General features: G+C 35.1%; 24 protein-coding genes, 7 tRNA genes and 1 other RNA gene. 21 read left to right on the top strand and 11 right to left on the bottom strand.

All coding sequences use genetic code 11. From position 1 onward, the window contains the following. Positions 1–37: 37 nt before the first annotated feature. The 6 genes from tuf to AC2A1D_RS07250 form a co-directional block, all read right to left on the bottom strand. Positions 38–1,243 carry an elongation factor Tu gene (gene tuf, locus AC2A1D_RS07275; protein ID WP_484042969.1) on the bottom strand — a complete coding sequence of 402 codons (1,206 nt, stop codon included), beginning with the start codon at positions 1,241–1,243 and terminating at the stop codon, positions 38–40. Positions 1,244–1,629: 386 nt separating this feature from the next. Then, positions 1,630–3,075: a pyruvate kinase gene (gene pyk, locus AC2A1D_RS07270; protein WP_484042968.1), complete on the bottom strand. Its 1,446-nt coding sequence runs from the start codon at positions 3,073–3,075 to the stop codon at positions 1,630–1,632. Beyond that, the gene (locus tag AC2A1D_RS07265; protein ID WP_484042967.1) at positions 3,068–3,541 is read right to left on the bottom strand and encodes an IPExxxVDY family protein; all 474 of its coding nucleotides are present in this window, start codon (positions 3,539–3,541) and stop codon (positions 3,068–3,070) included. The genes pyk and AC2A1D_RS07265 overlap by 8 nt, the downstream gene beginning before the upstream one ends. Beyond that, positions 3,519–4,283: a ribonuclease III gene (gene rnc / locus AC2A1D_RS07260; protein ID WP_484042966.1), complete on the bottom strand. Its 765-nt coding sequence runs from the start codon at positions 4,281–4,283 to the stop codon at positions 3,519–3,521. Before rnc ends, AC2A1D_RS07265 begins: the two co-directional genes overlap by 23 nt. Before the next feature lie 8 nt (positions 4,284–4,291). Further along, entirely contained in the window at positions 4,292–5,536 is a 1,245-nt protein-coding gene (fabF, locus tag AC2A1D_RS07255) for a beta-ketoacyl-ACP synthase II (protein WP_484042965.1), read from the bottom strand. Between the two features lie 35 nt (positions 5,537–5,571). Beyond that, positions 5,572–5,811: an acyl carrier protein gene (locus AC2A1D_RS07250; protein WP_002976354.1), complete on the bottom strand. Its 240-nt coding sequence runs from the start codon at positions 5,809–5,811 to the stop codon at positions 5,572–5,574. Positions 5,812–6,169: 358 nt separating this feature from the next. Here AC2A1D_RS07250 and AC2A1D_RS07245 point away from each other — a divergent pair, with 358 nt between their 5' ends. Genes AC2A1D_RS07245 through arsB form a run of 5 tightly spaced genes read left to right on the top strand, consistent with a single transcriptional unit; the run spans position 6,170 to position 9,186 of the window. Continuing rightward, positions 6,170–6,496, top strand: a complete 327-nt coding sequence (locus AC2A1D_RS07245; RefSeq protein ID WP_484042964.1) for an ArsR/SmtB family transcription factor — start codon at positions 6,170–6,172, stop codon at positions 6,494–6,496. 50 nt (positions 6,497–6,546) lie between these two features. After that, complete coding sequence (locus AC2A1D_RS07240) at positions 6,547–7,020, top strand: DUF6428 family protein (RefSeq protein ID WP_484042963.1); 474 nt, start codon at positions 6,547–6,549, stop codon at positions 7,018–7,020. Between the two features lie 17 nt (positions 7,021–7,037). Beyond that, positions 7,038–7,646 carry an arsenate-mycothiol transferase ArsC gene (locus AC2A1D_RS07235; protein WP_484042962.1) on the top strand — a complete coding sequence of 203 codons (609 nt, stop codon included), beginning with the start codon at positions 7,038–7,040 and terminating at the stop codon, positions 7,644–7,646. A gap of 4 nt (positions 7,647–7,650) precedes the next feature. Further along, on the top strand, positions 7,651–8,142 hold the full coding sequence (locus AC2A1D_RS07230; RefSeq protein ID WP_484042961.1) for an N-acetyltransferase family protein: 492 nt from the start codon (positions 7,651–7,653) through the stop codon (positions 8,140–8,142). Between the two features lie 9 nt (positions 8,143–8,151). Beyond that, positions 8,152–9,186, top strand: coding sequence for an ACR3 family arsenite efflux transporter (gene arsB / locus AC2A1D_RS07225; protein WP_484042960.1), 1,035 nt, complete (start codon positions 8,152–8,154; stop codon positions 9,184–9,186). 450 nt (positions 9,187–9,636) lie between these two features. Here arsB and AC2A1D_RS07220 read toward each other — a convergent pair whose 3' ends face one another. Further along, entirely contained in the window at positions 9,637–10,323 is a 687-nt protein-coding gene (locus tag AC2A1D_RS07220; RefSeq protein WP_484042959.1) for a porin family protein, read from the bottom strand. A 97-nt stretch (positions 10,324–10,420) separates the two neighbouring features. Here AC2A1D_RS07220 and AC2A1D_RS07215 point away from each other — a divergent pair, with 97 nt between their 5' ends. Further along, on the top strand, positions 10,421–11,020 hold the full coding sequence (locus AC2A1D_RS07215) for a hypothetical protein (RefSeq protein WP_484042958.1): 600 nt from the start codon (positions 10,421–10,423) through the stop codon (positions 11,018–11,020). A 64-nt stretch (positions 11,021–11,084) separates the two neighbouring features. Here AC2A1D_RS07215 and ssrA read toward each other — a convergent pair. After that, positions 11,085–11,488: a transfer-messenger RNA gene (gene ssrA, locus AC2A1D_RS07210) on the bottom strand. 150 nt (positions 11,489–11,638) lie between these two features. Here ssrA and rpsU point away from each other — a divergent pair. From rpsU to AC2A1D_RS07135, 15 genes are all read left to right on the top strand, one after another. After that, positions 11,639–11,836, top strand: coding sequence for a 30S ribosomal protein S21 (gene rpsU, locus AC2A1D_RS07205; RefSeq protein ID WP_062697349.1), 198 nt, complete (start codon positions 11,639–11,641; stop codon positions 11,834–11,836). A gap of 78 nt (positions 11,837–11,914) precedes the next feature. Next, the gene (locus AC2A1D_RS07200) at positions 11,915–12,802 is read left to right on the top strand and encodes a tyrosine-type recombinase/integrase (RefSeq protein WP_484042957.1); all 888 of its coding nucleotides are present in this window, start codon (positions 11,915–11,917) and stop codon (positions 12,800–12,802) included. Continuing rightward, positions 12,799–13,089, top strand: a complete 291-nt coding sequence (locus AC2A1D_RS07195) for an HPF/RaiA family ribosome-associated protein (RefSeq protein ID WP_484042956.1) — start codon at positions 12,799–12,801, stop codon at positions 13,087–13,089. Before AC2A1D_RS07200 ends, AC2A1D_RS07195 begins: the two co-directional genes overlap by 4 nt. Positions 13,090–13,197: 108 nt before the next feature. After that, positions 13,198–13,271, top strand: a tRNA-Thr gene (locus tag AC2A1D_RS07190). Positions 13,272–13,288: 17 nt separating this feature from the next. Further along, a tRNA-Tyr gene (locus AC2A1D_RS07185) sits at positions 13,289–13,369 on the top strand. An 87-nt stretch (positions 13,370–13,456) separates the two neighbouring features. Continuing rightward, positions 13,457–13,529, top strand: a tRNA-Gly gene (locus tag AC2A1D_RS07180). Positions 13,530–13,621: 92 nt separating this feature from the next. After that, positions 13,622–13,695 (top strand) — tRNA-Thr (locus tag AC2A1D_RS07175). An 18-nt stretch (positions 13,696–13,713) separates the two neighbouring features. Beyond that, positions 13,714–13,794, top strand: a tRNA-Tyr gene (locus AC2A1D_RS07170). 85 nt (positions 13,795–13,879) lie between these two features. After that, positions 13,880–13,952 (top strand) — tRNA-Gly (locus tag AC2A1D_RS07165). A 39-nt stretch (positions 13,953–13,991) separates the two neighbouring features. Then, a tRNA-Thr gene (locus AC2A1D_RS07160) sits at positions 13,992–14,066 on the top strand. Positions 14,067–14,253: 187 nt separating this feature from the next. Then, positions 14,254–14,934: a response regulator transcription factor gene (locus tag AC2A1D_RS07155; protein WP_484042955.1), complete on the top strand. Its 681-nt coding sequence runs from the start codon at positions 14,254–14,256 to the stop codon at positions 14,932–14,934. Continuing rightward, positions 14,935–16,302, top strand: a complete 1,368-nt coding sequence (locus AC2A1D_RS07150; RefSeq protein ID WP_484042954.1) for a sensor histidine kinase — start codon at positions 14,935–14,937, stop codon at positions 16,300–16,302. It begins immediately after the preceding gene. 225 nt (positions 16,303–16,527) lie between these two features. Beyond that, a complete protein-coding gene (locus AC2A1D_RS07145; protein ID WP_484042953.1) occupies positions 16,528–17,769 on the top strand; it encodes a TolC family protein in 1,242 nt (413 codons plus the stop codon). Between the two features lie 10 nt (positions 17,770–17,779). Beyond that, entirely contained in the window at positions 17,780–18,865 is a 1,086-nt protein-coding gene (locus tag AC2A1D_RS07140) for an efflux RND transporter periplasmic adaptor subunit (protein WP_484042952.1), read from the top strand. A gap of 58 nt (positions 18,866–18,923) precedes the next feature. Beyond that, positions 18,924–22,025, top strand: a complete 3,102-nt coding sequence (locus AC2A1D_RS07135; RefSeq protein ID WP_484042951.1) for an efflux RND transporter permease subunit — start codon at positions 18,924–18,926, stop codon at positions 22,023–22,025. A 133-nt stretch (positions 22,026–22,158) separates the two neighbouring features. Here the strand turns inward: AC2A1D_RS07135 and AC2A1D_RS07130 are convergent, their stop codons facing one another. The 3 genes from AC2A1D_RS07130 to hutI all read right to left on the bottom strand — a co-directional run bounded on the left by AC2A1D_RS07130 (position 22,159) and on the right by hutI (position 25,953). Next, positions 22,159–23,451 carry an aldehyde dehydrogenase family protein gene (locus AC2A1D_RS07130; RefSeq protein ID WP_484042950.1) on the bottom strand — a complete coding sequence of 431 codons (1,293 nt, stop codon included), beginning with the start codon at positions 23,449–23,451 and terminating at the stop codon, positions 22,159–22,161. Between the two features lie 120 nt (positions 23,452–23,571). After that, entirely contained in the window at positions 23,572–24,486 is a 915-nt protein-coding gene (hutG, locus tag AC2A1D_RS07125; protein ID WP_484042949.1) for a formimidoylglutamase, read from the bottom strand. Positions 24,487–24,729: 243 nt separating this feature from the next. After that, positions 24,730–25,953: an imidazolonepropionase gene (gene hutI / locus AC2A1D_RS07120; protein ID WP_484042948.1), complete on the bottom strand. Its 1,224-nt coding sequence runs from the start codon at positions 25,951–25,953 to the stop codon at positions 24,730–24,732. Between the last annotated feature and the right edge of the window lie 41 nt (positions 25,954–25,994).

Raw genomic sequence — 25,994 nt, 5'->3', positions numbered from 1 at the left:
TTCCTTGCGGAAGCTTTATTTATTTGTAATCAAATGATTAGTCTAAGATTTCAGTTACCTGACCTGAACCAACTGTTCTACCACCTTCTCTGATCGCGAATCTAAGACCCTCGTTAAGAGCGATTGGTTGTAACAATTCCACAGTGATCTCTAAGTTATCACCAGGCATCACCATCTCTACACCTTCTGGTAAGAAGATCTCACCTGTAACGTCAGTAGTTCTTACGTAGAACTGAGGACGATATTTGTTGTGGAATGGAGTGTGACGTCCACCTTCTTCTTTAGAAAGGATATATACAGATGCTTTGAATTTTTTGTGTGGCTTCACAGAATCTTTCTTAGCGATTACCATACCTCTCTTGATGTCAGTTTTTTCAATACCTCTCAACAATAGACCTACGTTATCACCAGCTTCACCTCTGTCTAGGATTTTTCTGAACATCTCAACTCCTGTAATTGTAGAAGTTAATTTTTCATCACCCATACCTACGATATCAACTGGGTCACCAGTATTGATAATACCAGCTTCGATTCTACCAGTTGCTACAGTACCTCTACCTGTAATAGAGAATACGTCTTCAATTGGCATCAAGAATGGCTTATCTGTATCTCTAGTTGGCTCTTCGATCCAAGTATCAACAGCATCCATCAATTCTTCTACACTCTTAAACCACTTATCATCAGAATTTCCTTCTGTAGCAGCAGTAAGAGCACCTAAAGCAGAACCTTGAATAACTGGAGAGTTATCACCGTCGAAATCATAAGTAGACAATAAATCTCTAAGTTCCATTTCAACAAGCTCTAATAATTCAGCATCATCTACCATGTCAACCTTGTTCATGAAAACAACGATTCTTGGTACATTTACCTGACGGCAAAGAAGGATGTGCTCTCTAGTTTGAGGCATTGGTCCATCAGTTGCAGCACATACTACGATAGCTCCATCCATTTGAGCAGCACCAGTTACCATGTTCTTAACATAGTCGGCGTGACCTGGACAGTCAACGTGAGCATAGTGTCTTTTTTCAGTTTCGTACTCGATGTGAGCTGTATTGATAGTGATACCTCTTTCTTTTTCTTCTGGAGCAGAGTCAATCGCAGAGAAGTCTTTTTTCTCAGCAAGACCTTTACTAGCTAATACAGCAGAAATAGCTGCAGTAAGTGTAGTTTTACCATGGTCAACGTGACCAATAGTACCAATGTTCAAGTGTGGTTTTGAACGATTAAACGTTTCCTTTGCCATGATTTAAATTATTTATTTATTGTTTATTCAAATTTTCGGTGTGCAAATATAACGATTTTTTACATATCAAAAACTTTTTATTAAAAAAACTTTCAAAAAGAAACATAAATACTCGCAAACCTGCTACTCTTCAAATATGGAATTGCAAATTTAAACAAAAATCTGGATTAAAAAAATCTCTTTGCAATACTAAGCGAAATTTTCTCTTTTTAAGCCGTATGATTATTTCCCAAAACCTATAGACCTTACTGTTTTTTACTTAAAAATATTTTTCCAAAGCACCAATTATACGTGTAATGAAGATAAATTCTTTTTTCTATGGGGAACAAAAATAAAAAACTCTTTGATGTCGCACCAAAGAGTTTTTATGTCGTAAGAAATAACGATTAGATCGTTGTTAATCTCAACGTATTTGTTTTACCTCCTTCATAAGAAGGTGTAGCATTAATATTGATAACGAAATCTCCTGTCTCAATATATCCATAATTATGCGTAAGCATATTTACCTGAATAATTGTTTCGTCTGTTGGTTTATTCATATCATAATAATAGGCACGAACTCCCCAAAGAAGATTGAGCATATTGATTACTCTTCTATTTCCGCTGTACACAATAATGTGCGAATTAGGTCTGTGTGCTGAAAGCTGGAACGCAGTATACCCAGAATTAGTTAAAGTAACAATTGCTGAAACATTCGTAGTCTTTGCAATTCTTACCGCTGCAAGACAAACTCTATTGGTGATAAATCTATCATCAATACAGTTGTAGTCTTTTTCGATTGGCTCATTTTTATGTTGGTAAAAATGTGTCATCTCGATATTCTTCACAATTTTTGCCATATTTTCTACAACCTGAACAGGATATCTTCCTACAGAAGTTTCTCCAGAAAGCATTACAGCATCCGCTCCATCAAGTACCGAATTGGCAACGTCATTTACTTCTGCTCTCGTTGGTGTAAGACTATTAATCATCGTTTCCATCATCTGAGTAGCGATAATAACAGGCTTTGAATAGAATCTTGCCTTCTCTACAAGGTTTTTCTGAATTGCCGGAACTTCTTCCATCGGAACTTCTACACCAAGATCACCACGTGCAACCATCAAACCATCGCATTCCAAAAGAATTTCCTCAATATTTTTAACACCTTCCGGTTTTTCAATCTTAGCAATGATTGGAGTTTTGAATTTTCCGTTTGGATGTTTAGAAATCAATTCTTTCAAATCGATAATATCTTGTGCGTGGCGTACGAAAGAAAGTGCAATCCAATCTACTTCCTGGTCTAGCATAAAGTTCGCATCCTGAATATCTTTCTCCGTTAAAGCAGGAAGAGAAACATTCGTATTAGGAAGGTTTACCCCTTTCTTAGAACTTAATGGTCCCCCTTGAATAGTTTTTGCTTTTACTGTGTCTACATTATTAGTTTCTAAAACTTCCAACACAAGTTTACCATCGTCGATAAGAATTCTTTCACCAACTTTTACATCTTGTGGAAACTGTTGGTAAGTCATGTAAACCTTTGTAGAATCTCCTTCCATTTTTTCGTTGGTGAACGTAAGTACATCACCAGGATTTAGGTAAGATCCTTCTTTTACAACTCCAACTCTAAGTTTTGGACCTTGTAAATCTCCTAAGATCCCTACCGAAAATCCATATTCTTTATTAAGCTCTCTGATAATAGAGATATTGCTTCTAACTAAATCGTAATCTGCGTGGGAAAAATTGATTCTGAAAATATCAACACCTGCCTTCATTAATCCTAACATCACTTCTTTCGACGAAGAAGCCGGTCCAAGCGTTGCAATAATTTTTGTCTTCTTTAAATACTTATTCATAATACTGTATTATTTGATAAAGTTCTTCATCAGAACTCAAAATATAATCTTGTATGGGAAATACAAGATTTTCAGGGAGCGAAATTACGGAAAAATCATCAAACTGTTCAGAACTGTGCAAAATATATTCTACATCAGGTTGATTATTTAATAAAAATTTAATATTTTCTTCTCCTGAAAAGAGTTCAGTCTGAATTTTTTTTTGTTTACTCTCTGATGATCGATTCGAAATGAAAGTAAAACAAGTCTTTGAAGTCTTGTGATAAGCTTCAAATCTGGGAAAGTAATAATCGTAATAAGATCCGTGCAAAACGAGATCTTTAACTCTGGAAAAATTTAGTTGTTCTTGGGCATTGATTTTGAAAAAAAATTCATGATCTGGTAAATATTTTGCTAATCTCACCAAACCAATGGTAATATCTTCAAATTCTATTTCATCAAAATCATAAAGCTTTTGTATTTCCAAGAATATTTTCTTTTTTGTTTAAAATATAAAACGCTCTTTGCGCTGCTTTTTCTTCAGCTTTCTTTTTGGAAGTTTCTGTTGCGTTGGCAATTTTCTCTTCTCCAAGCCAAACATGGCATCTAAAAACCACAGCTTTATTAGGCTGGATTTCTTCGCAAGTTTCGTACTTAATATTAATTTTCTTTTTTTGGCTCCATTCTAGCAAGAGACCTTTGTAGCTCACAATTTTGTTTTCAAGCTTAATAATTTCAGACGGTGTTAATAGCCTTTCGAGTACGATACGTTTACAAGTATCATAATGAAAGTCCAGATAAACCGCGCCAATTAAGGCTTCAAAAAGATTACCACAAATATTTTCACCCAACGCCATTGCCGTCGTTTGCTTTTGCAAAAGGCGCGTTAGTTTAAGATCATCACCAAGTTTATTAAGATTCTTACGATTAACGATTTTAGATTTCATTTGCGTAAGATATCCTTCATTCGCCTGCGGATAGGTCTGAAAAAGATGGCAGGAAATAATAGTTCCCAAAACCGAATCACCTAAAAACTCAAGCCTTTCATAGTTTCTATCACTATTTTTCGAAGAACTTTTTAATGAAAAAGCTTCACGATAAAGGTCGACATTATTAACCTCAGTACCTAAAATTTTGTTTAATTCTGTACTGAGGAAAAAGTCTCTCTCTGTGAGTTTTCTTTTTCGTTGCTTGAGAAGGAATTTAGAAAAATATTTCTGTAACTCCATCAGTAAATTTAGATTTTCTTAAAAAGAACGCAAGCGTTGTGCCCACCAAAACCGAAAGTATTGCTCATTGCTACTTTCACGTCTTTTTTAGCAGCTTCGTTGAATGTAAAGTTTAGTCTGCTGTCGATCTTTTCATCATCTGTAAAATGATTAATCGTTGGTGGTACGACACCATGAATAATAGTTCCTAAAGCCGCAATAGCTTCAATAACTCCTGCAGCACCTAGAAGGTGACCTGTCATAGATTTTGTAGAATTGATCTGAATGTTGTAAGCATGCTCCCCTAATAATCTAGAAATTGCGTTAGATTCAGCAATATCCCCTAATGGAGTAGATGTACCATGCATATTGATATGATCTACTTCATCAGCAGTTAAACCTGCATCTTCAAGACAATTTTTCATTACTAAATAAGCGCCAAGACCTTCAGGATGTGGAGCTGTCATGTGATGTGCATCTGCACTCATACCGCCACCCAATAATTCTGCATAAATTGTCGCGCCACGCTTTACAGCATGTTCATATTCTTCAAGAATAATACATCCTGCTCCTTCTCCCAAAACAAATCCATCTCTGTCTTTGTCGAATGGTCTAGAAGCCGTTTTTGGATCATCATTTCTTGTAGAAAGTGCCATCATAGCATTAAATCCTCCTACTCCACTAGCTGTAACTGCTGCTTCGGAACCTCCGCATACAATTACATCCGCTTTTCCTAATTGGATAAGCATTTTAGAATCAATAAGAGCATTAGCTGAAGAAGCACATGCAGAAACCGTTGTATAATTGGGACCGTGAAAGCCATATTCAATAGAAATATGTCCCGGTGTAATGTCCGCAATCATTTTCGGAATAAAGAAAGGGTTAAATCTTGGAATCTCTGTGTTTGCCCATCCTAAAACTTCAGTTTCGAAAGTTTCAAGACCACCAATACCAGAACCCCAGATAACTCCTACTCTATTTTTATCTACATTATCTTCAATAATTCGGGAATGAGCTACAGCTTCTTTTGCTGCAACCATACCGAATTGTGTGTTTCGATCCATCTTTTTAGCTTCTTTCTTATCGAAATGCTGTAGAGGATCAAAGTTTTTTACCTCGCAGGCAAACTTTGTCTTAAAGTTTGTGGCATCAAAAAGAGTAATCGGAGCGGCTCCGCTCTCACCTTTAAGAAGATTTTCCCAGTATTCTTTCGCATTATTACCGATAGGTGTTATTGCTCCAAAACCTGTTACAACTACTCTTTTTAATTCCATAAACTTTGTTTAAATTTCTTTGTTGTTGAAGAATATTATTTATTTACTACTTCTTCGATATAAGCGATAGCGTGTCCTACAGTAGTAATTTTTTCAGCCTGATCATCAGGGATTTGAATGTTAAATTCTTTCTCAAATTCCATGATTAACTCGACAGTATCTAATGAGTCAGCTCCTAAATCGTTAGTGAAGCTAGCCTCTGGAGTTACTTCTGTTTCTTCAACGTCAAGCTTATCAGCGATGATAGCTTTTACTCTTGATGCAATGTCTGACATAGTAAATTATTTTTTTTAAATTGTTAGATGGTGCAAATATATAAAATTCTTTACGATAAAACATTTTTTTAGTCTTTTTTGTCTGTAGACTTCTCTTATTTTATCATAATGAGTTTTAGTTTTTTAGTAATCAGATGATTACGAATTCTTTTTTTATTAACATAATTTTTAAATATTTAACTTTTACCACAATTCAACCGGTAAAACACTCCTGCTTCTTCATGAAACAAAGTGAAAATCAAATTTTACGAGCTTGTAACGGCATATTACAAGAATATCAACCTCTATTTTTCTGTTTCGTAAAAAAAATATGGTTTTCAAAAATATTAATCGTAATATTGCAATATAATAATGAAACATGGGAGCAACCAAAACCGATCATTTTACAGAAGAGCAAAACAAAATCGCCGTCATTGCAAAAGCTTTAGGACATCCCGCTAGAATTGCGATTATAGAATATCTTTTAAAAGTAAACACTTGTATTTGCGGAGACATCGTAAACGAGCTTCCTCTTGCACAAGCCACTGTTTCACAACATTTAAAAGAACTGAAAAACGCAGGTTTAATTAAAGGAAATATCGAAGGAACTGCGATATGCTATTGCATCGATGAAAATACTTTCGACATTTTAAAAGAATATTTTTCAAAAATCATCACGACTGTAAACAAACAAAAGTGTTGTTAATTATACGCTTACATTATATATAGAATAAATAACTCTAAAAATATATCAAAATGAAACTTTCTGAAATCAAAAACATCTTGCCACAGTTAGAAAATGTAGAATTTCAACTTGAAGACGGCACTTTCGTTCCGGAACACTTTCACGTAACAGAAGTTGGAACCGTTACCAAAAATTTTATTGATTGCGGCGGAACCATTCGTACTGAGAAAAAAGTAAACTTCCAACTTTGGAACGCGAACGATTTTGAACACCGCCTGAAGCCTGGCAAATTATTAAATATCATTCAACTTTCAGAAGAAAAACTCGGAATTACCGACAACGAAATTGAAGTTGAATACCAAAACTCAACGATTGGAAAATTTGATTTGGAATTTAACGGTAAAGTTTTCATCCTAAAAAATAAGACAACGGCTTGTTTAGCAGAAGACGCTTGTGGAATTCCTGCACAGAAACCAAAATTAAAACTTTCTGAACTTCAATCACAATCAAATTCTTGTTGTTCGCCAGATTCTGGATGTTGCTAATTTTACACCACTAAAACATGTATGCAAAACTATCTGAAACCGCAGAAATTTTAAAAAACACCATCATTAATGATGACAGAAAAGCAATTCTATCAACTATAATTGATTTTATTCAAGCAAAAGTAAACGACGGAAAAACCATTAACCTTAATTTTATCTGTACACACAACTCCAGAAGAAGCCATCTTTCACAAGTTTGGGCACAATTTGCGAGTTCATACTATAATATAAAGGATGTAAACTGCTACTCTGGCGGAACGGAAGAAACTGCTTTATTCCCAAAAGTTGCAGAAACTCTTTCTGAGCAAGGTTTTTCCATCAACATAATTTCGGAAGGTAAAAATCCAGTATATGCTATCAAATTCAGTGGGAATTCAAATCCAATGATTGGTTTTTCAAAGAAATACAATCATCCATTCAATCCAGATAGTGATTTTGCAGCGATTATGACTTGTTCTCAAGCTGATGGAGATTGCCCTTACATTCCTGGTGCAGAAAAAAGAATTCCGGTAACGTTTGAAGACCCTAAAATTTCCGACAACACACCACAACAAACGGAAGTTTATTACAACCGAAGTTTACAAATTGGCGCTGAAATGTTTTATGTTTTTTCACAAATAAAATAGTACTATGAAACTCATTCCTATTACTGAAGAACACTTTCCTGCGATTGCTGAAATTTATCAACAAGGCATCGATACAGGATTTGCGACTTTCGAAACATCTGTTCCGTCTTGGGAAATTTGGAACGAAAGTAAACTGCCGCACAGCAGATTTTTAGCAATGGAAAATAATGTTACCCTCGGTTGGATTGCACTTTCTAAAGTCAGCAGTCGTTGTGTTTACCAAGGAGTTGCCGAACTAAGTGTTTACGTTTCTGAGAATCATAGAAAAAAGGGTGTTGGAAAATTCCTCTTAGAAAACCTCATCAAAGACAGTGAAAACCACGGAATTTGGACTTTACAATCCGGAATGTTTACCGAAAATGAAGCAACCATCGCTTTGCATCAATCTTTAGGATTTCGCATCATTGGTTACCGCGAAAGAATAGGAAAACTAAACGGCGTTTGGAAAGACAACATTATTATGGAGAGAAGAAGTAAAATTGTAGGAATCGATTAAAAAAATAACATGCAACCAAAATTAAAATTTACAGACAGATATCTTACTTTATGGATTTTCCTCGCTATGTTTTTAGGTGTTGGATTGGGGTATTTCTTCCCGAATATTTCAAAATTTACAGATTCATTATCGGTAGGAACTACCAATATTCCTTTAGCAATTGGTCTTATCATTATGATGTACCCACCTTTAGCGAAAGTAGATTATCAACTTTTACCGAAAGCATTTAAAGACAAAAAAGCAATCGGCGTTTCTTTACTTTTAAATTGGATTATTGGTCCTATTTTAATGTTTATACTCGCCATTATTTTCCTTCGAAACGAGCCAGATTATATGATTGGCTTAATTCTTATCGGATTGGCAAGATGCATCGCGATGGTTCTGGTTTGGAATGACCTCGCAAAAGGAAACCGCGAATACGGCGCTTTATTAGTCGCTCTCAACAGTATTTTTCAAATGCTGAGCTACAGTTTTATGGTTTGGCTTTTCATCAATGTACTTCCGGAAAAGTTAGGTTTAGCCAATTTCCAGGTGAATGTATCGATGGAAGATGTTACGATGAGTGTTTTAACGTATTTAGGAATTCCTTTTTTAGCAGGCTTTTTAAGCAGACATTTCCTTATTAAATGGAAAGGAAAAGAATGGTTCAACAGAAAGTATATTCCTACGATTTCGCCATTCACTTTGTACGCTCTTCTCTTTACGATTGTTTTAATGTTTAGCTTAAAAGGCGAAAAAATAATCGCTTTACCGATGGATGTTTTACAAGTTGCAATACCGTTGGTGATTTACTTTATCATCATGTTTTTCGTAAGTTTTTACATGAATAAATCTTTTGGAATTCCTTACGATAAAAACGCTTCCATCGCATTTACCGCGACTGGAAATAATTTTGAACTTGCCATCGCAGTTTCAATTGCCGTTTTCGGTATTAATTCTCAACAAGCCTTTGTAGGAGTTATCGGCCCCTTAGTTGAAGTGCCCGTATTAATTCTATTAGTAAAAGCAAGTTTGTGGCTGCAAAAAAGGTATGAGTCGAGATAATTTTTGAATTACTATTCTCATACTGAAATATATCTACATAATCCGCGATTGCTCCCGAAGCGGTTTTCTTTTTATACTGAAAGAAAATTTGTGTAGGATTGACATTGCTCAAAGTCAGGAGACTTTGCGCAGCGGGGGGAAGTAAATATTTATGTTTTGCAGGTCTGAAATATTACCGAGAAAATAAAATTGAATTATATAAAGACCTTGAGAAAAAATATTTGTCCGAGAAAATGAAAGTTCAGAAGATTGAAAAACAGATGTATTATATTGCTCATAATATTAGAAACTCAAAAACAAATTCTTTTCACAATCAGAAACGGTTTGAAAAAAGAAACTACAACCCGAATCAGTTGCAGTTTCAATTTTAGGACTTTATAAAACTTAGTATTTGAAGATAATTATGTTCAAATATGTTACGATATGTTTTGGTGTTTTTACAGTTAGAAATTAAAACTTATATGCTAAACCAACTTGAAAAACTTTATTTCTTACAGCTGTTTCGTTTGGTAGGTTGTCTGGATTTTTTTCTGTATTGGTAAAACCCCATACATATCTTGCGGTAACGCCTATTTTTTGAGAGAAATAATATCCTGCACCAACACCAGCACCAAAATTAAAACTATTGAGATAATCTCTGTTAAAATCCCTCGTTTCATCAATGATTTGAGTATTTCCACCAAAGCTAAAGTTTTCATTAATTTTTTCCTTAGCCGTAATATTATATCCTAACTCTATTCCCGTTTCCACGTAAAAATTTGGAGTAATATTATACTGCACCATTACAGGGATTGTTAAATAGCCTAAATTAAGGGTATTAGAGCCATCGTAAATTAAATCATTCTCAACATTAAAATAATATTTTGTTTTGTAACCATATTGGCTAAATAATAATTCGGGTTGAATACTGAAAGATTTTGAAATTGGAATATTAACAAATGCACCCGCGTTAAAACCAACCCTTGATTTTTGATTAAAATAATTATTGCTGTTAGTAAATGATTGGTCTGTTACGTTTGAAATGTTTAGACCTCCTTTCACACCGTAGGAAATTTTGCCAATATTAGAATCGGTTTTATTTTGTGCAGAAATTAATAAAGAGCAATTAATTGCAAGAGCAAGAATAATTTTTTTCATGGTTTAATTTTTAGCAAATATAATCAAACCAGCATACTGTTAATTGTGGTTTTCCTTAAAAATTTAGGTAATTTTATATGATAGAAAAATTATCATAATGGGGAGATATGCAACTTATCCGACTACGGTAAAAGATTTACGAGTTTTAAATTTAAAATTCCTTTCAGATAACAAATATTTAGAGCCTAATTCTATACGGTCGGGTATAATTACGTGGAGTGATAAATCAGGAGAAAAAAACAGTATTTCCATTCATAGTAATATAGAAAACAGTTCGGGACTTATAACCCTACAATACACAGTTAACAACGAAAGAAAAATAAACTATCATATTAAACTCATATCAAAAGTTTCAAACTTGGGTACTGGTTTAGTTTGGTTTTTTGTTTGTCCGTTTACTAGTAGATTTTGTCGCAAACTACACTTAATTAATGGCTATTTTCAGCACAGAACCGCAAACCCTAATTTAATGTATGAAAAACAGATTGAGCCGAAAATTTGGAGGAAATGGAATAAGGCATTTGGAGCAGAATTTAACGACCATTTGTATTTTGAACTTCACAAAAAATATTTCAAAAGGTTTTACAACGGAAAAATAACAAAACGTTACGCCCGAATAAGAAAAAAACTTAATCAGAAAGATGAGGTTGACTTGAGAGAATTTGAAAATTACTTTCTAAAAGGCAAAAAAACATAGATACTGACTAGATACTGACTAAAAATAAAATAACCACCTGTAAATCAAGTGGTTATTTTCATTTCAGTGGAGTTGGAGGGATTCGAACCCTCGTCCAAACAAGCAATACATAAGATTTCTACATGCTTATTCTACTATTTATTTTCGACTGAAAGCAGAGAGTAGACACCCAACTTTCAGCTTATCTTCTAAGATTTTCGATCGTATCGCGAAGCGAGATAAGACTTATTTCCGCATTCCTATATTCCAGAATCAAACGCCGCAGAACAGAGCATTTGTGGAACATCTTGCTTCCTTACTAAAATCTTCGGGAAAACGCTTGAATCTACTAAACTTCAATTATTAAGCTGCAAGAGCGAACTCTTCGTTGCCAGTTAAAATTTTGTAGCAAGGGATTATAGAGATCGCGCTACGGTTCTCTGCATGCTTACTTACCCATTGGTCTTGCTGTCGAAACCAGTCAACCCCATGTGTAAAGTGACAGCAAATATATAAAAAATTTACCTTTATAAACCTAGTTATAGAAAGCAATATTAAAAAAACATAAAAAATTACCGCAATAAATTTGCTATTCTCCAAAAAATCACTAGTTTTGCAATCCAAAATGAGATGTAAAATATGTTAATAATTCCAGTAAAAGACGGAGAGTCTATCGACAGAGCACTTAAAAAATATAAAAGAAAATTCGACAAGACAGGAACTGTACGTCAGCTAAGAGCTAGACAACAATTCATTAAGCCTTCAGTTACTTTAAGACAAGCTAGACTTAAAGCAGCTCACAAGCAGAGAAATCTAAGCAAAGAAGAGCAGGCTTAAGAAATTTTCTTAAACCACATACTAAATTCACTCTATAAATAGTTATATTTATTGAGTGAATTTTTTGTTTATATACCTATGATAGATAAATTTCTTCAATACATCACGTACGAAAAACGTTATTCTCCTCACACCGTTACGAGCTACAAAAAAGATTTGGAAGATTTTTCCGAATTCTATCTAAAAACAGAGGCTTCAGACAACATTTTGGTGGTTGATAAAAAAGTAATTCGCAACTTTATAATAGACCTTAGCGAAAAGAAAATCGCCAAACGAAGCATCAATAGAAAAATCTCAACCCTAAGAAGCTTTTATAAATTCTTACTAAAAATTGATGAAATTAAAGCTTCACCAGTTGAAAATGTAAGTTCACTAAAGTTTTACGCAGAAAAACAGATTCCAATTTCTCCGGAAGAAATGAAAACTTTAGAAGAAAAAGCATTTTCTGAAAAAGATAATATCCTGGAACACTGCATCATTGAAACACTTTACCAAACAGGCATGCGAAAAGCAGAACTGTGTGGCTTGATATTTGAAAATGTAAATCTAGATACACGAGAGCTAAAGATAATAGGAAAAGGCAATAAAGAACGCTATATTCCCATCTCAGATAACCTACAATCGCTACTCTCACAATACCTTAGTATAAGAAGCGCGCAATCAGATTTCGCTGAATATTTTTTCGTAAATAAAAATGGAAAAAAACTCACCGAAAAATTTGTTTACTTAGCCGTTAATAAGTACCTTAGTATTGTAACATCAAAGAAAAAAAAGAGCCCCCATATTCTAAGACATAGCTTTGCTACACACGTTTTAGATAATGGTGCTGAAATATCAAAAGTAAAAAAAATATTAGGACATTCTAGTCTTGCAAGTACACAAGTATATACGAATGCTAATATAGAACAACTAAAAAAAGTGTTTAATCTGGCTCATCCCAGAGCCGCTAAAAAAGAAGAATTATGAAGATCACAGTACAATCAATTGGTTTAACACCACATGAACCACTAGAAGATCACATTGAAAAAAAAGTAAACAAACTAGACACTTTCTACGACAAAATACAGGAGTGTAAAATCTTCTTAAAAGTTGAAAACGCTTCAGACGGTGCCAATAAGACTACAGAGCTTATCTTAGTCGTTCCGGGTGATGATATTGTTGTAAAAAAGACATGCGCGTCATTTGAAGAAAGTTTAGATTCTTGCGTAGATACAGCTAAGAAGCTATTAATCAAGAAAAAAGAAATGGCCTAGTAAAAAAGTTTAAAAAAACATACAAAAAAATTTTAGAATTCAAAAAATCCGTTCTATATTTGCACACGCAAAAAAGGAACAGCGATCTTTTGAATTCTTTTTTATTATGCTTCCATAGCTCAGTTGGCCAGAGCACGTGATTTGTAATCTCGGGGTCGTGGGTTCGAATCCCTCTGGAAGCTCTTTTTAATATAAACTCGGGGAGATTCCAGAGTGGCTAAATGGGACTGACTGTAACTCAGTTGCTTCGGCTTCGTAGGTTCGAATCCTGCTCTCCCCACTGTTTATATTCGAAAAAAAAGTTTGCACAATTCAACAGAAATGTATAAATTTGCAAACAGTTACCAATAATTTTGGAAACAAAATTGCGGAAGTAGCTCAGTTGGTAGAGCGTCAGCCTTCCAAGCTGAATGTCGCGGGTTCGACCCCCGTCTTCCGCTCAAAATTATTCTTATTATAAGATAATTTTTTACTGCTGAATTTGGTGCAGAGTAGCTTTTCTCTCAGCTTTCAGTTTAGAATATATTAAAACGCTTCCATAGCTCAGTTGGCCAGAGCACGTGATTTGTAATCTCGGGGTCGTGGGTTCGAATCCCTCTGGAAGCTCTATTTTAATATAAACTCGGGGAGATTCCAGAGTGGCTAAATGGGACTGACTGTAACTCAGTTGCTTCGGCTTCGTAGGTTCGAATCCTGCTCTCCCCACTGTTTATATTCAAAAAAACTTGCAAATATAAGCGTAAAAGTTTAAGTTTGCACAGCGTTTACCAATAATTTTGGAAACAAAATTGCGGAAGTAGCTCAGTTGGTAGAGCGTCAGCCTTCCAAGCTGAATGTCGCGGGTTCGACCCCCGTCTTCCGCTCAATAAAAATCACGCTTTTAGTGTGATTTTTTATTTTACGCCGACTTAGCTCAGCGGTAGAGTGCTTCCTTGGTAAGGAAGAGGTCACGGGTTCAAGTCCCGTAGTTGGCTCCACCACAATCCCGATTTTTTCGGGATTTTTCTTTTTCATCAATCCCTTCCTCTTAGCGTTTTTTTTAATTAGACAAGTGTTTTATATAAACTTTATACATTCTTAAAATTTGATTAAACATTTCTCTTGAGTTTACAAATCTGTTAAAATCATAAAAAAAAACTTTACATTCGTATAAAATTAGGTCCGATGAATATTCTATTACTGGAAGATGATCTTATTCTTTCTGCTGAGTTGTGTAAATTTTTAGAATCTAACGAAATTATCTGCCACAAAGTTTTTGATGGTGAAACTTTTTTAAGAGAAATTAAAGGGAAATCTTACGACTTGTACCTTCTCGACATTAATGTTCCAAAAATAAATGGTCTAGACGTTTGCCAAACATTACGAACGTTCGATAAGACTACGCCAATCATTATTTTATCAGCTTATGGAGACATTACTGATAAAAAAGACGCTTTTACAAGATTGGCAGATGATTATTTAGTGAAACCCTTCCAGTTTGAAGAACTTTTGCTGAGAATTAACTCTCTTTTGAGAAGGAAGGTGCAAACCGAGAATGTAGATTTAGACATTATCAGAATCGACGACCTCATCATCAACAAAACAGAGCAAAAAGTTTTCAGATCTGGAAACGAAATCGCCCTTACATTAAAAGAATTTCAGCTTTTGGTTTATCTTGCAGAAGCACAAGGAAGAACGGTTTCAAAACAGCAGATTACAGAACACGTTTGGGAACACAATTTTAATACGAATACCAATACGGTTGAAGTTTACATTAATTTTCTAAGAAAAAAAATCGATAAAGATTTCAAAGTAAAACTTATCCATACAAGATCCGGTTTCGGATATTATTTAAGCCCTTTATAAATGTCTTTAAAACGCAAAATTGCCCTCACTCTTAGTATTTCATTTTCAATTCTTCTTGGGATTGTAATGGTTATTATTTACATCTTGTTTAATGATTTCCGAAGAGAAGAGTTTAAGGAGCGTTTTGTACAAAGATTAGAATTCACCTCACATTTCATCTTAAAATCTAAAGATTTTGAAGAAGAAGCTCCTGTATTTTTTAATGAAAATTCCGACAACATTCTTCTCAATGAAAAAATCCTCATTTTTAATGACCAAAAAAAACTTATCTACTCTACCCTAAAAGACCAAAAAGTAACTTGGGATGATAAACTATTGAATGAGCTAGATAAAAAAAAATCAGTTTTTAGTGAAAAAACCATTCCCGAAATTTATGCGGCAAAAAGAATGATAAACGGTCAAAACTATTATATTCTTACCAGCGCATACGATACCAACGGAAAATCTAAACTCGATTATCTAAAATACCTCTTAATTACAGCATACATTACAAGTACGCTGCTTATAGGCTTTCTTAGCTATTATTTTATGGGGAAATTTTTGCATCCTTTGGAACAGCTTAATCAGGAAGTTTCTGAGATTACGGCTCATAAATTGACGACGCAAATTCCGGTGAAGGATTCTCGTGACGAGATTAGTATTTTGGCGCAATCTTTCAACACGATGATTGGAAGACTGAACGACGTTTTTCAATCCCAAAAAGATTTTACCGCAAGTGCTTCCCATGAAATCCGAACTCCGATTACGAGAATGGCTTTTCAACTCGAAAACCTCATCAAACTTGAAGAGCACTCTCCTACTACTCTTTCTGCTTTGAAACAGATGTTGAAGGATGTTTATCTACTTTCAGATCTTACCAATTCTTTACTTTTACTTACTAAATTCGATAAAGAAAATATTCAGTCTATTTACGAAGAAGTACGAATTGATGAAGTTATTTTTGAATCTTTTGACCGTGTAAAAAAGAGCTTCCCTCATCTGAAAATGGATTTCAATATTTCTGAAAATTCAATGGAAGATTCTTTCCTAAGTGTGAATGGCGTTCAATCTTTATTGATCATTGTCTTTATCAATCTTCTAAAAAATGCTGCCATTTACTCAGACAGCGAAAATGTAAACATAGAACTTACCGAAAGTGAAGACGAAATTATTGTAGACATCATTTCTACAGGGCCAACAATTCCGGAAAGCGAACAGCCAAGACTTTTTGAAGCATTCACGAGAGGAAATAATTCTCAAAACATTTCCGGTTCCGGGCTTGGATTGAGAATCGTGAAGAGAATTCTAGAGTATCACGGCGCACACATTAGTTATCATTCAGAAAAAGAAAGAAATAATACGTTTAGCATTAATTTTTATAAGTCTTAAAACATTTCAGGATTTGAATTTTTCTTGAACCATTAAGGTTTATTAACTTGTTAAGTTTTTTAAAGTACATCTAAAGATATTCAGTAAGCAGTCTTCATATTTCAAATTCACACTTCTAAAAATCCAACCTTAACCTTAACCTCAACCTCAATTTAATTTTTTTTTAAGCCATATTTAAGTCCCTTTTAATCGAGCATTGGCAACTTTGTCATCAAAATAATGATAATGAATAAATTTGCCGGACTATTTATTGTAGCGTCTTCCTTTTTGATGGCGCAGCAGAAAATGTCACTTCAAGATTGTGAAGAGGCTTTTCAGAAAAACAATCTTCAGCTTTTGGCAGAGCAGTATAATATCAATATGGCAGATGCAGATATTATACAAGCTAAAATCTGGGAACTTCCGCAACTTAGCGGTTACGTAAACGCATACAACCCTGAAGACAAACGCGCTTTTGATGTAACTCGTGCAAAAGGCGCAGAAATTTCACAGCTTATTTATCTTGGCGGGAAGAAGAAAAACGAAATTGCCTTCGCAAAATCTAACAAAGAACTTGCACAACTACAGTTTACACAACTTTTAGCAACGCTCAGAACTGAGCTTCACACAGCGTATTTTAATCTTTACTATCAAAAAGTAAAACTTCAAAGTATTACCAAACAATTAGGTTACATGAACGACCTTTTGAATGCTTACAAAATACAGGAAGCCAAAGGAAATGTTTCTCTGAAAGACCAAGTAAGGCTTCAAAGCATTGTGGTACAACTCAATGCAGACAAAACAGACATCAACAAAGGCATTTTGGATATTCAGCAAAACCTGCAACTTCTTACAGGGGTAAATGATGATATCGAACCTTCTATTACTGAACAAGATGTGAAAGATATTCTTGCGGCTCAACCTTTTGGTGACCAACAAGAATTACAGCAAAAAGCTTTGGAAAACAATGCCGATTATCAATACAATTTAAAATTAATAGACAACAGCAAATTGTACGCACAATGGCAAAAATCTTTAAATGTTCCCGACCTAAATCTTGGCGCACAGTACGACCAAGGAAGCGGTACTTTCAAAAACGAAGTGAATTTAATGGTGGGAATTCCAATCCCGTTATGGAAAAGCAATAAAGGAAATATCGACAAAGCCAACTTTGCCATTCAGCAAAACCAGAAAAATGCCGAATACCAAAAGCTTTCTCTAGAAACAAAAGTAGCGGCTTCTTATAAAGTTTGGAAAAATTATTTCGACCAATTATCTGAAATAAAAACTGCCGACCAAAACAATTTGGAAACCGTTTACAACGGAATGCTCAAAAATTTCCGAAACGGAAACATCAGTTTAATAGAGTTTACAGACTTTATGGAAACTTACCGACAAACGGCGCTTCAGATTTATGATATTAAAAATAATCTGATTCAGTCTGCAGAAAACCTTAATCAACTTGTACAAACCAAAATCTTCTATTAATAATCACACAATGAAAAAACTATTCATCCCAGGAATCGCTTTAATGATGGTATTTTCTTCTTGCTCTAAAAAAGTAGAACCCAAAAATACCGAACCTAAAGGATTTGAACTAAGCAACACCATGCTCGATGCCATAAGCACCGCAAAAGTTGAAAAGAAAACAATAGAAGATTTCTACAATTTCTACGGAAAAATTTCTGCCGACCGAAATTCTTACATCGACGTGTTCCCTCTCGTTGGCGGAAACGTGCTTTCTGTAAATGTAGAATTAGGAGATTATGTAAAAAAGGGACAAGTTCTCGCCACCATTAGAAGTACAGAGCTTGCAGAAGTACAAAAAGAGGTAAGCGATGCCAAAACCGACCTTGTTGTTGCACAAAACAATCTTCGTGTTGCCAAAGAAATGTACGAAGGCAAACTGAATACAGAACGAGAAGTTTTGGAAGCCAAAAGCCAGGTTCAGAAAGCGCAAGACCAATTGCAAAGAGCAAGTGCGGTAAGTACCGTTTACAATGTAAGAAATGGTAATATTTATAGTGTTTTAGCGCCAATTAGTGGGTATATCGTTCATAAAGATATTAATAAAGATATGCAGCTGCGAAGTGACCGTTCCGATAACATCTTCGATGTTGCGAATACAAGCGATGTTTGGGCAATTATGAACGTAAATGAATCTGATATCGATAAAATTAGTTTAGGAATGAAAGCCCAAGTCTCTACACTTTCTTATCCAGACAAAGTTTTCGACGGAAAAATTGATAAAATTTTTAAAATTATCGACCCTGAAACCAACGCGATGCAGGCAAGAGTGGTTCTGAACAATACCAACGGACTTTTGATTCCCGACAGTAAAGCAACGATTAAGGTTTCGAAATCTGAAGAAAAAACGGCACTTTCAGTTCCTTCAAGAGCAGTAATTTTTGATGACAACAGAAGTTTTGTAGTCGTTTTTAAATCTAGAACCGACGTGAAAGTACGAGAAGTTCAGGTTTTAAAACAAGTTGGCGACCTCACGTACATTTCTGAAGGTCTTTCTGAAGGAGAAAATGTAATTACCAACAACCAATTGTTGATTTACCGTTCTTTAACTAATTAAATGTTTAAGAAAACTTTTACCATGTTTTGGAAAGTTTTAGCACATTAAAAATTCAATCATGAATAAATTTATTAAAAATATAATTGCGTTTTCACTTAAAAATAAGGCATTTACCTTTATTTGGGTAGCGATTTTGGCAGTTGCGGGATTCATCAGTTTCAAAAACATGCCCATTGAAGCATTTCCTGATGTTACCAATACTCAAATCGTCATCATCACCCAATGGAACGGAAGAAGTGCTGAAGAAGTAGAACGTTTCGTAACCACTCCTATTGAACTTGCGATGAGCCCGGTTCAGAAAAAAACGAGTGTAAGAAGTACCACTATGTTTGGGCTTTCTATTGTAAAAATCCTCTTTGATGATGGCGTTGATGATACTTTCGCTAGAAACCAAGTCAACAATCAATTAAGAACAGTAAGTTTACCCGATGAAGTAGACCCCGAAGTGCAGCCACCTTACGGACCAACCGGAGAAATTTTCAGATATACTTTACAAAGTAAAACTAAAGATTCCAGAGAGCTTTTAACCCTTCAAAATTGGGTAATTGACCGTGCTTTGAGAAGTGTTCCGGGTGTTGCCGACATCAATGTTTTCGGCGGACAAGACAAAATTTTTGAACTAAGCATCGACCCAAGAGCTTTAGACAAATACAATCTCACGCCTTTGCAAGTGTATGAAGCGGTTACCAAAAGTAATCTCAACGTTGGTGGTGACGTGATCGAAAAAAACGGACAAGCTTATGTAGTTCGCGGAATCGGTTTGGTAAAATCTATCGCAGATATTGGCAATATCACGATTCAAAACGATAGCGGAAACCCTGTTTTGGTAAAAAATGTTGCCAATGTACACGAAGGTTCTATGCCTAGAGTTGGGCAAGCTGCTCTCAACAACCAAGAAGATACCGTTGAAGGAATTGTTGTGATGAGAAAAGGCGAGAACCCAAGAGAAGTTTTGGTAGGTGTAAAAGCGAAAATAGACGAACTCAACAACAAAATTTTACCAAAAGGCGTAAAAATGGTTACGTTCTACGACCGTGATCATTTGATGGATTTCACGACGGAAACCGTTATGCACAACCTTTTGGAAGGAATTATTCTCGTTACTGTAATCGTACTCATTTTCATGGCAGATTGGCGTACAACACTTACGGTTTCTATTATCATTCCGCTTTCATTATTGTTTGCATTTTTATGTTTAAAGCTTTGCGGAATGAGCGCGAATCTTCTCTCACTTGGTGCAGTAGATTTCGGAATCATTATCGACGGAGCCGTGGTAATGGTTGAAGGATTATTTGTAATGCTCGACCATAAAGCACATCAATACGGAGACGAAAAATTTAATAAACTCGCCAAAGGCGGCTGGATAAAACAGACCGGAACTGGTCTAGGGAAAGCAATCTTCTTTTCAAAATTAATTATCATTACTTCACTCATTCCTATTTTTTCATTTCAAAAAGTGGAGGGCAAAATGTTTTCACCATTAGCTTTCACACTAGGTTTTGCATTAATGGGAGCATTAATTTTTACCCTTACCTTAGTTCCGGTTCTTTCACATATTTTACTGAATAAAAATGTGAGAGAAAAAAACAATCCTTTCGTGAATTTTTGGGACAGAATTGTTTTAAAAGGCTTCAATTATACATTTAAGCACAAAAAAATGAGTTTAATTGTGGCATTATCTTTCCTCGCTGTCACATTATTTTCAGGTAAATTTTTAGGAACTGAATTCTTACCTCAGCTTAATGAAGGTTCACTTTGGATAACCGCAGAAATGCCGATGAGTTCTTCATTAAAAGAATCTTTAAAAACTGCTGATATTTTAAAGAAAGACATTTTGAGCTTCCCTGAAGTAACCGATGTTTTAGCACAAACCGGGCGAAGCAACGACGGAACCGACCCTAATGGATTTGGATTTGTACAATTTGCCGTAAATCTTAAACCAAAAGAAGATTGGAAAAGAAAAATAACCTACGAACAATTGATTGATGAAATTGATAAAAAACTAAGAAATTATCAAGGGATTACCTTCAACTATTCACAACCGATTTCTGATAACGTGGCAGAAGCTGTTGCCGGTTTTAAAGCCGAAAACGGAATTAAAATCTATGGCGACAATCTTGAAACTTTAGATAAAATTGCGAATCAGGTTTTAGCTTCAGTAAAAAATATCGATGGAGTTCGCGATGCGGGAATCATCAAAAATATTGGTCAGCCAGAAGTAAGTGTAGTTCTAGACCGTGATAAAATGGCGGCTTACGGAGTAATGCCTGCAGATGCACAAGCGGTTTTGGAAATGGCTTTTGGTGGAAAAACTGCGTCTGAAATGTATGATGGCGAAAGAAAATTCCCAATCAGACTGAGATATTCGCAAGAATACAGACAAGACGAAAATGATATTGCTTCTTTGATGGTTCCTACGCAAGACGGCACAAAAATTCCTTTGAAAGAAATTAGTACTTTAACGAAAGACAACGGCGCCGCTTTTATTTATCGTGATGATATTAAAAGATATATCGGGATAAAATTCTCCATCAGAGACCGAGATTTGGGAAGCACCATTGCCGAAGCACAGAAAGAAGTAAAGAAAATAAACATTCCGGATGGATATTCTGTTGGTTGGACCGGACAGTTTGAAAACCAACAAAGAGCTTCGCATCGTTTAGCACAAGTAGTTCCGGTAAGTCTTTTGGGAATATTCTTCCTTTTATTTATCCTTTTTGGAAACATGAAAGATTCTTTACTCGTTTTAGCTAATGTACCTTTCGCATTAATTGGCGGTATCATTGCTCTTCATGTAACAGGAATCAACTTTGGAATTTCTGCGGGAGTTGGGATGATTGCGCTTTTGGGAATTTGTATTCAAAACGGAGTTATTTTGATTACCGAGTTTCATCAAAACTATAAAAATGGTTTAAGTTTAGACGATTCTTTATTGCAAGGTGTAAAAACCAGAACAAGACCCGTTATCATGACGGCTCTAATGGCAAGTATTGGTTTGATGCCTGCTGCGCTTTCTACAGGAATTGGTTCTGAATCTCAAAAACCTTTAGCAATTGTTATTATTGGAGGTTTGATAACCGCTACTGTTCTCACGCTTTTAATTTTTCCTATCATCTTCTGGATCTTTAACCGTAGTAAAAGATCACAGGAAATCATATAGTGTAGTTTTTAGTCTTAATTGGAATCGCCCGAAACTTTGTTTCGGGCGATTTTTTGAATTGAAGTATTAACAAAGGTGTCGCTCCTACGGAGCTCCCTTTACATCGTATCTTATATTTTTATTTTAAAAAAAATTAAGCACCAATAATTGTTTTTACATTTACAAATTCCTTCAAAGCAAGCATAGAAAGCTCAGTTCCGTATCCAGAAGTTTTTGTTCCTCCGAAAGGAAATCTAGGGTCAGAACTCGTCATTCTATTAATGTTTACCGTTCCGGAGTCCAAATTTTGGATGAAGAATTTTTGTCTTTCAACATTGTTTGTCCATACAGAATTAGACAATCCAAACGGAATATCATTAGCAATTTGCAGTGCTTCTTCATCGTTTTTAGCAAACATAATCATTCCAAGTGGACCGAAAAGTTCTTCCTGTAAAATAGGATTTCCTTCCTGAACTTTTATCAAACCTGGCTTAAACTCATTCGCAGAAATTCTTTCCAAAGGAAGAATTATTTTTGCACCGTTTTCTAATGCTTTTTCATACTGCTTTTCTAAATCGTCTGCCAAATCTGGTCTTGCCATTCCCGAAAGTTTGGTTTCTTTGTCCATTGGATTTTTTGGCTCAAACTTTTTATACTCAACGATAAATTTTGCTAAGAAATCGTCTTTAATATCTTCTTCAATAATAAATCTTTTTGCCGCCACACAAGTCTGACCGCAGTTTTGCAATCTCGCCAAAGCTCCATCTTTTGCAGCTTTGTCTAAATCTGCATCATTCAAAACGATGAAAGCATCGCTTCCACCAAGTTCTAAAAGAGATTTTTTGATATTTTTCCCTGCAATTGATGCGACTTCCGCTCCAGCTTTTTCACTTCCTGTTAAACTAACACCGGCGATCGCTTTATGTTCTAAAATTTCCTGAACTTCTTTATGCCCGACTTCAAGATTTTGGAATACGCCTTCTGGGAAACCTGCTTCAAAAAATACTTTTTCAATTGCATTACCGCTTCCGAAACAAATTGAAGCATGCTTCAAAACCGTTGTATTTCCAGCTAAAATAGAAGGAATTGCAAATCTTAATACCTGCCAAAAAGGAAAATTCCACGGCATTACTCCTAAAATAACACCTTTAGGAACGAAATGTAATTCTGAAATTTGATATTCAGACTCGATGATTTCCGGCTTCAAATTGTTTTCTCCCTTCGCATAATAATTCATCATCAAAACGCATTTCTCAATTTCTGCAATCGACTGAGAAATAGGTTTGTTCATTTCCTTGGTGATGATTTCGCCAAACTGTTCTTTATTTTGCATTAGAATTTCTGCGGCTTTCGAAATCAACAATTGTTTTTCTTCGAAAGGAACGCTTCTCCATTCTAAAAAAGTTTGGTGAGCTTTAGTAAGTTTAGTTTCTACTGATTTTTCCATTTTAGATTTTAAATTTTGGGTAATAAACCCGCCGCTTTATGATAAAGCAATACTAAGGCAGCAAACTCTGTTCCTTAGCTTATATATATTTAATGATAAATTCTATGTTTTTTATTGAGTTTATATCATTAACCATTCATTGGCGAGACTTGCCGCCAATCTTGCCGTTCTTTCTTGAATATCAAACTGAGGATTCACTTCGGCAATGTCTAATGCAAGTAGTTTTTCTGATTTTAAAATATGTCTGTAAACATGCATAAAAGCAGCATCCGCAAAAATTCCGTTGTATGCCGAAGCCGAAACTCCCGGCGCAATTGAAGCATTGAAAACATCCATACAAATCGTTACGTACAAATAATCTACAGACTGTATCAATTCATCTACTCTTGTGTACACAGAAGGTAGGTTTTCGAAGAAAAGTTCGTCTGCCAAAATGTATTTCATCCCAAATTGATGAGCGGTATCAAAAAGCTTCAACGTATTAGAATTTCTTTGAATTCCAAGGTGCAAAGAATGTATTTCTCCTTCCTGAGCAATCTGCCAAAAACCTGTTCCGGAACTTGGCCCTACTCCAACTTCAGGTTTACGATTATCAAAATGTGCATCAAAATTAATGATTCCTATTTTCTGTTCGGGAAAAGCAGTTTTCACCCCTTTGTAATGAGCATACGTTACTTCATGACCACCACCTAAAACAAGCGATTTTCCACCTTTTAAAAGAACTTTAGACACTCTTTTCGAAAGGTCATTTTGGGTATGTTCTAAATTTCCGTCTTCACAAAAAATATTTCCAAAATCTAAAAGCGAGAAATCCGGATGTACCACAGGAAAATTAGACATATTCCTACGAATAACGTCTGGAGCATCTTTTGCACCCAATCTTCCTTTATTTCTTCTAACGCCCTCGTCTACAGCAAAACCATGTAAAACGAAATCATTAGTTGAAACAGTATCGTACTGAGTTTCTTCCTTTACTCTTTGAAATATTCTGTGATGAAGAAGCTCTTCACCGTCATTTCTTCCTTGCCAGATCATTATAGTTCTTATTTACTAATTTAAAAACCGTTAATATACACTTTACAAAAAAACTTATGGTCACCAGAATCATGATTAAAAAAGAGATTAAAATTCCTCCTGATGCTAAAAAATCTGCGAGAAACCAATTTCCCGTTTTCCAATCTAAATTCCCCCATAAAATCATTAAAAGTTTGATTACAAATAATGATACTATGAACAGGACAATATTTATAATTAACTTTTTTATCATTAAAAATTCCTTTAAACTCGTTTTCCATTAATATAAACCTTATCTGCCATCAAGCTTCCCTGGTTGTATAAAACATTTTGGAAATTATTGGTTTTGAAAGTGACAAAATCTGCTTTTAAACCTACTTCCAGCTTACCTCTGTCTTCTAAACCTAAAGCAAAAGCAGACCTAAAAGTAATTCCTGCTAAAACTTCGGCGGTTGTTAATTTTTCAAAAGTAGCTAAAATAGAAGCTTGAGTAACCAAATTCCCCATCGGTGCAGAACCCGGATTCCAATCACTTGCAATGGCTAAAATTGCTCCCGCATCTAATAATTTTCTTGCGGGTGTAAATTTTTCACCCAATCCTAAACTTGCTCCCGGAAGTGCCGTTGCCACCGTGTTAGACTGTGCTAAAAACTCAATATCTTCGTCTATTGTTGCTTCCAAATGGTCTGCAGATTGTGCGCCCACTTCTACTGCAATTCTAGAACTTCCTGGTGTAAATTGGTCGGCATGCACCGTGATTTCAAAACCTAATTCTTTCGTTTTAAGTAAAAAAGCTTTACTTTCTTCAGATTGAAATGCCGATTTTTCAATAAAAATATCTACACGTTTTGCCAAAGATTCTTCCTTTACTTTTGGGAGAATTTCGGTAATGATGTAATTTAAATATTCTTCGTTTGAACCTTCAAAATCTCTAGGTTTTAAATGAGCTGAAAGACAAGTCGGGATTAAAGTAGCTTCCGTTTTTTCTTGCGCTTTTTGAATCATGCGAAGCATTTTCAATTCATTTTCCACATCAAGACCGTAACCGCTTTTTACTTCAATCGTCGTAATTCCCTGATCGATTAAAAAATTGATTCTCTCTAATAAAGTCCTTAATAATTCTTCTTCCGAAGCATTTCTGGTATGTTGCACCGAACTCCAAATTCCACCGCCACTTTCTGCAATTTCTAAATACGTTTTACCTGCATTTCTCATCGCAAAATCATTCGCGCGATTTCCACCAAAACAAATGTGAGTGTGAGAATCTGTAAACGCAGGAAGCACAACTTGCTCTCCTTCGATGCGCTCGATTTCTATATTTTGATTTTCAGATTGTAACGCATCGAAATTTCCTACTTTTAGGATTTTCCCATCGTTTGTTACAATTCCGCCATCTGTAATAATTTCGATTTGCTCGTCAGAAATTTTTCCTCTGAGCGGAAGATTGGCAAGTGTAATCACCTGCTTAAAAGGACCAATTAGTTTCATTAAATAAAGGTTGAGGCAAAGGTTTAGTTTAAGATTTGTAC

The organism is Chryseobacterium sp. HNCC26DJ239 (assembly GCF_057180445.1).
This window is presented reverse-complemented; position numbering and strand designations above follow the sequence as displayed.